We start from the raw sequence: 6,146 nt of genomic DNA on the forward strand, positions 1-6,146 counted from the left end.
TTGTAAGAATTCGTTTCGTCTACTTCCAAGCAGCGATTCCTCAGTGCTATATTAACGACAATTAAACAACAATTAACAGTGAAAACATGAGCATAAAGGTTTTATTAGTTGAAGATGATGAACTCTTAGCAAAGCGACTATGTAGCCACTTTGATGATACCGAATTTAGTATCACTGTAGATAATACTGGTGCAGCAGCGCTTGAGCTTATACAAAAACAGACACAAAACCCATTTGCTCTTGCTATTGTTGATGTCGTCTTGCCCGCAACGGACGGTCTTCAACTAGCAAAAGAAATTAATACACTGTCAGATCTAGGCGTTATTATGCTTTCTAGCCGCGATTCTCAAGCAGACAGAATAGCAGGCCTTGCTCAAGGAGCTGACGATTACGTTTGTAAGCCTGTGGATGCGTTAGAACTAGAGCTGCGTATGCGCGCACTTTATAAACGGCTTGTAGGTAGTAAAGATGACGAATCCGAAGAATTCATTGAATATGCAGACTTCAAGCTACACCCCGATAACCGCACTCTGATTAATCAACACGGTACTGAATCGCGCCTAACTGAAGCTGAGCATAAAGTGCTTATCTGCCTGATCTCTAATGCAGGAAGAGCCACGTCTCGGGAGCGTATATCTGAAGATATAGGGCAACCAGATTGGAGCCCTAGCGACAGAACTGTTGATGTTCTAGTAGGTCGGCTACGTAAAAAGCTCGGGGACGAAAAAGAACAAAAGCGTATCGTCACTGTGCGTGGCAAAGGTTATATGCTCTCAACCTAATATCTGGTCAGTTGACCCAATAACCGCTCTAAAGCGCGATAACTTAGCGCCTCCTTTAGATGTACCAAACCAATATCAGTGACGCAGCTCAAATCTGCAATAGTTCTAGCGACTTTGATTATTCGGTGATAGGAGCGAGGTGATAACTGTAGCTTTTCAGCGGCCTTAGCTAAAAAAGCACGCTCCGCTTCAGCAAGGTAGCAAACTTTGTTTAGCTCTTTTACTCCTAACTGATCATTACACTTTCCCTGTCTTTGTAATGCAAGTTGGTAAGCTTTCTCGACTCTCTGCCTTATTGACGAACTTGGCTCACTATCACATTGATTTTGTAATTCTTCAGTTTTTAGTCGAGGTAATTCTATCTGTAAATCAATCCTATCTAGAAAGGGACCTGAAATCTTAGACAGATATCGTAACACTTGATCAGGAGAGCTTCTTTTGTCTGTATAACAACCGGTAGGACTTGGGTTCAATGCTGCGATGAGTTGAAAGTTCGCGGGGTAATCAACTTGCCGAGCAGCACGCGAAATCGTGACTGTTCCAGTTTCCATCGGTTCTCTCAACGAGTCTAACACTTTACGGTCAAACTCTGGAAGCTCGTCCAAGAACAGTACTCCATTATTAGATAATGAGATCTCTCCCGGTTTAGGGTTTGATGAACCTCCGACTAATGCAACTGCAGAGCAGGTATGATGGGGAGCTCTAAATGGACGCATTTTCCAGTTAGATTGGTTGATTGGTTTTCCTAAAATAGAATAAATTGATGCCGTTTCTAGTGCTTGCTGATCCGTCATTTTTGGCATTATGGTCGGTAGTCGTTGTGCTAGCATCGACTTTCCTGTACCGGGAGGCCCTAAAAAAAGGACGTTGTGACCACCCGCTGCTGCAATTTCTAGTACTCTTTTTGCCCCTTCTTGACCTTTGACTTCTGCCATATCTATTGCAGAATCAATATCTTGAGGTAACTGTTGCACGATATGATATTTCTGGTTAATTTCCAATGGTGATTGGCCGCTTAAATGCGACCAAGCCATTTTTAAATTATCTAGCGGCACACGAATGGCAGCAGAAGCTAAGCTCGCAACAACATCGTTAGCAAGAGGTAAGTAGCACGCTCTGCTTTTTGTTGCTGCTGCCATTACTGAAGGCAGAATTGCCGTTATCTCTCTCAATTCACCATTCAATGCAAGTTCCCCGTAGAACTCTTTATCGATTACAGATTGACTATCTAGCTGACCTGAAGCGACTAAAATTCCCACAGCTATCGCTAAGTCAAATCGTCCACCCTCTTTAGGTAAGTCAGCTGGCGCTAGATTCACAGTGATTCTTTGCTCAGGAAACAAAAAACCAGTATTTGCCATTGCACTTCGGACTCGCTCTTTTGCTTCCTTAACCGATGCCTCTGGCAAGCCCACTATATTGAAAGCAGGTAAACCATTGCTTAAGTGAACTTCAACAATGACCTCTGGTGCTGTGATCCCAACTTGTGCGCGTGTGAACACTTTTGCTAAAGACATCCATGTCTCCTAATAATTAGTTTGGATATTTAAAAACGTGCAAAACCAAATTGTATCTCATTGCAGCAAGACGTAAGAATAGTGTCGACGCCATAGATAAAAGCATCACATACTCTGTTGCTAAACCCAGTTTAATAGTTTGAGTATAGACTATCCCTCCAAAAATACAGGTAATAGCGTATAACTCACCTTTTAATAACAGTGGAATTTCTCTGGCCAATACATCGCGGATCACTCCGCCAAAGCAGCCCGTTAATACCCCCATAATGATTGCTGTCATATCAGGCATACCTATACTTAGCGCTTTTTGAACCCCCATTACAGCAAAAAATGCAAGTCCTATTGCATCGGCAATTTGCAGTAAGGTGCGCGGAATATTTTCGTGTCGGTTAAGCCAAAAGATGCTGATAAGAACCGCGCACAATATGGCGTATATATAACTAGTATCATGTAGCCAAAAAACGGGTTGGTCTAAAATTAAATCCCTGATAGTGCCACCGCCAATACCTGTTGCAGCAGCAAGAACAATCACTCCAAAGCCATCCATATGCTTGCTATGCGCAATTAGCGTTCCTGATATGGCAAAGACCATTACCCCTAAAAGATCAAACCAATGGTAGAGTTCTGTCATTTTGTATTAAGTAATGAGGAAAAAGAGAAATCATAGCTAAGATCCAAAGCAAAGGGTAGTCGAACAAGCTGCTTTGCTACTAGAAAGCTTCATTTATGAGTCCAATGTCATACAAATGAGCGATAAAGCAAAAAACCCGCTGCATCCCTGCAATGGATTTGACGTACATGGATATACTAATGTCGATTAGAACCATGGATGGATGCTGTTAATCAACCTTTAATGATGCTCTTGCTTGCTACGAAGTAGGATGTTCTGCTTTCAGATACACGCAATGAGAGCGAGGCTACGCTTCGTAGCTCTTAGGGGTAAACGCATGTAGGCTTCTTTATTCTTTTTGTTTGGCAAGCACAACGGCTCGGCGGGTAAACCCCCTCCTACCACAGTGCAGTATTTTGTTGATGTCGTGGTGGGAGCGAGTTTAGCTCGCGATGTTACAGAGTAGACTGTTTTATTCTTTTTGTTTGATAGACCTAACAGCTCGGCGGGTAAACCGCCTCCTACCAGTGCAGTATTTTGTTGATGTAGTGGTGGGAGCGAGTTTAGCTCGAGATGTTACAGAGTAGACTGTTTTATTCTTTTTGTTTGAGAGACCCAACAGCTCGGCGGGTAAACCGCCTCCTACCAGTGCAGCACTTTGCTGGTGTTGTGGTGGGAGCGAGTTTAGCTCGAGATGTTACAGAGTAGACTGTTTTATTCTTTTTGTTTGAGAGACCCAACAGCTCGGCGGGTAAACCGCCTCCTACCAGTGCAGCACTTTGCTGGTGTTGTGGTGGGAGCGAGTTTATCTCGCGATGTTACAGAGTAGACTGTTTTATTCTTTTTGTTTGAGAGACCCAACAGCTCGGCGGGTAAACCGCCCCTTACCAGTGCTGCACTTTGTTGGTGTCGTGGTGGGAGCGAGTTTACCTCGCGATGTTACAGAGTAGACTGTTTTATTCTTTTTGTTTGAGAGACCCAACAGCTCGGCGGGTAAACCGCCTCCTACCAGTGCAGCACTTTGTTGGTGTCGTGGTGGGAGCGAGTTTACCTCGCGATGTGTTGATTGTTTTGTAATGTATTGATTGCTTTTCGAGGTGTTGATTATCTTGTGAGATTTTCTTTTCAAACCCCACATAGCAAAAAACCCGTCGCATTGCTGCAACGGGTTTCTCTAATAAGGCCCTGACGATGTTCTACTTTCACATGGGAAGCCCACACTATCATCGACGCTGTTTTGTTTCACTTCTGAGTTCGGCATGGGGTCAGGTGGTTCCAAAACGCTATGGTCATCAGGAAATTCTGTTCATTAATGAAGTATCCTTCATTAATATAAATCTGGAAAAAGCTTATTAAATTCTTTGTCTACTTCAGTCTATTAACTTCTGTCGCTAAACCACTTTGGCGTTGTATGGTTAAGCCTCACGGGTAATTAGTACGAGTTAGCTTAATGCCTCACAGCACTTCCACATCTCGCCTATCAACGTTGTAGTCTTCAACGGCCCTTCAGTTGACTCTAAGTCAAAGTGAGAACTCATCTCGAGGCTCGCTTCCCGCTTAGATGCTTTCAGCGGTTATCGATTCCGAACGTAGCTACCGGGCAATGCAATTGGCATCACAACCCGAACACCAGCGGTTCGTCCACTCCGGTCCTCTCGTACTAGGAGCAGCCCCTCTCAATTCTCAAACGCCCACGGCAGATAGGGACCGAACTGTCTCACGACGTTCTAAACCCAGCTCGCGTACCACTTTAAATGGCGAACAGCCATACCCTTGGGACCGACTTCAGCCCCAGGATGTGATGAGCCGACATCGAGGTGCCAAACACCGCCGTCGATATGAACTCTTGGGCGGTATCAGCCTGTTATCCCCGGAGTACCTTTTATCCGTTGAGCGATGGCCCTTCCATTCAGAACCACCGGATCACTATGACCTACTTTCGTACCTGCTCGACGTGTCTGTCTCGCAGTTAAGCTTGCTTCTACCATTACACTAACCGTACGATGTCCGACCGTACTTAGCAAACCTTCGTGCTCCTCCGTTACTCTTTGGGAGGAGACCGCCCCAGTCAAACTACCCACCAGGCACTGTCCTCAACCCCGATTCAGGGGCCTAAGTTAGAACATCAACACTACAAGGGTGGTATTTCAAGGTCGGCTCCACACAAACTAGCGTCTGCGCTTCAAAGCCTCCCACCTATCCTACACATGTAGGGTCAATGTTCAGTGCCAAGCTGTAGTAAAGGTTCACGGGGTCTTTCCGTCTAGCCGCGGGTACACAGCATCTTCACTGCGATTTCAATTTCACTGAGTCTCGGGTGGAGACAGCGTGGCCATGGTTACACCATTCGTGCAGGTCGGAACTTACCCGACAAGGAATTTCGCTACCTTAGGACCGTTATAGTTACGGCCGCCGTTTACCGGGGCTTCGATCAAGAGCTTCGCCTAAGCTAACCCCATCAATTAACCTTCCGGCACCGGGCAGGTGTCACACCGTATACGTCATCTTACGATTTTGCACAGTGCTGTGTTTTTAATAAACAGTCCCAGCCACCTGGTCACTGCGGCTCTCGCCTGCTTACGACGCGAAGTCTTCACAAGTAAGAGCGTACCTTCTCCCGAAGTTACGGTACAATTTTGCCTAGTTCCTTCACCCGAGTTCTCTCAAGCGCCTTAGTATTCTCTACCTGACCACCTGTGTCGGTTTAGGGTACGATTCAGTATGAACTGAAGCTTAGAGGCTTTTCCTGGAAGTAGGGCATCAACAACTTCACCACCGTGGTGGCTCGTCTCGACTCTCAGCCTTAGCAACCCGGATTTTCCTAAGTCGCCAGCCTACAGCCTTTCACATGGACAACCAACGCCATGCTTGCCTAGCCTGCTCCGTCCCCCCATCGCATTCATACCAAGTACGGGAATATTAACCCGTTTCCCATCGACTACGCTCTTCAGCCTCGCCTTAGGGGTCGACTCACCCTACCCTGATTAACATGGGATAGGAACCCTTGGTCTTCCGGCGTGCGGGTTTTTCACCCGCATTATCGTTACTCATGTCAGCATTCGCACTTCTGATATGTCCAGCATGCCTCCCGGCACACCTTCAGCCACTTACAGAACGCTCCCCTACCCCGCATACTTACGTACGCAGCCGTAGCTTCGGTGGTATGTTTAGCCCCGTTACATCTTCCGCGCAGGCCGACTCGACTAGTGAGCTATTACGCTTTCTTTAAAGGGTGGC

The 6,146-nt window shown here is 46.1% G+C and carries 3 protein-coding genes and 2 rRNA genes (1 of these 5 only partly in view); 1 reads left to right on the forward strand and 4 read right to left on the reverse strand.

What is annotated here, in order from left to right; translation table 11 throughout:
* Positions 1–86 precede the first annotated feature (86 nt).
* Positions 87–782: a response regulator transcription factor gene (locus J8Z24_RS15605; RefSeq protein ID WP_125251207.1), complete on the forward strand. Its 696-nt coding sequence runs from the start codon at positions 87–89 to the stop codon at positions 780–782.
* On the opposite strand, the gene J8Z24_RS15610 is transcribed toward J8Z24_RS15605, so the two are convergent.
* The 4 genes from J8Z24_RS15610 to J8Z24_RS15625 form a co-directional block, all read right to left on the reverse strand.
* Positions 779–2,299: a YifB family Mg chelatase-like AAA ATPase gene (locus J8Z24_RS15610; RefSeq protein WP_176033122.1), complete on the reverse strand. Its 1,521-nt coding sequence runs from the start codon at positions 2,297–2,299 to the stop codon at positions 779–781. The two genes, J8Z24_RS15605 and J8Z24_RS15610, sit on opposite strands and share 4 nt — an antisense overlap.
* A gap of 16 nt (positions 2,300–2,315) precedes the next feature.
* Positions 2,316–2,930: a trimeric intracellular cation channel family protein gene (locus J8Z24_RS15615; RefSeq protein ID WP_128730829.1), complete on the reverse strand. Its 615-nt coding sequence runs from the start codon at positions 2,928–2,930 to the stop codon at positions 2,316–2,318.
* Between the two features lie 1,162 nt (positions 2,931–4,092).
* Positions 4,093–4,206: ribosomal RNA gene (gene rrf, locus J8Z24_RS15620) — 5S ribosomal RNA — on the reverse strand.
* Positions 4,207–4,320: 114 nt separating this feature from the next.
* Positions 4,321–6,146 (reverse strand): 23S ribosomal RNA (locus tag J8Z24_RS15625); it runs 1,059 nt beyond the window's last position.

Source organism: Pseudoalteromonas sp. SCSIO 43201 (assembly GCF_023716725.1).
In the GTDB taxonomy this organism is placed as follows: domain Bacteria; phylum Pseudomonadota; class Gammaproteobacteria; order Enterobacterales; family Alteromonadaceae; genus Pseudoalteromonas; species Pseudoalteromonas peptidolytica.

Bases quoted from the DNA above. Each gene is read 5' to 3' on its own strand.
- J8Z24_RS15605 (WP_125251207.1), top strand. From the start codon at position 87: ATGAGCATAAAGGTTTTATTAGTTGAAGATGATGAACTCTTAGCAAAG.
- J8Z24_RS15610 (WP_176033122.1), bottom strand. From the start codon at position 2,299: ATGTCTTTAGCAAAAGTGTTCACACGCGCACAAGTTGGGATCACAGCA.
- J8Z24_RS15615 (WP_128730829.1), bottom strand. From the start codon at position 2,930: ATGACAGAACTCTACCATTGGTTTGATCTTTTAGGGGTAATGGTCTTT.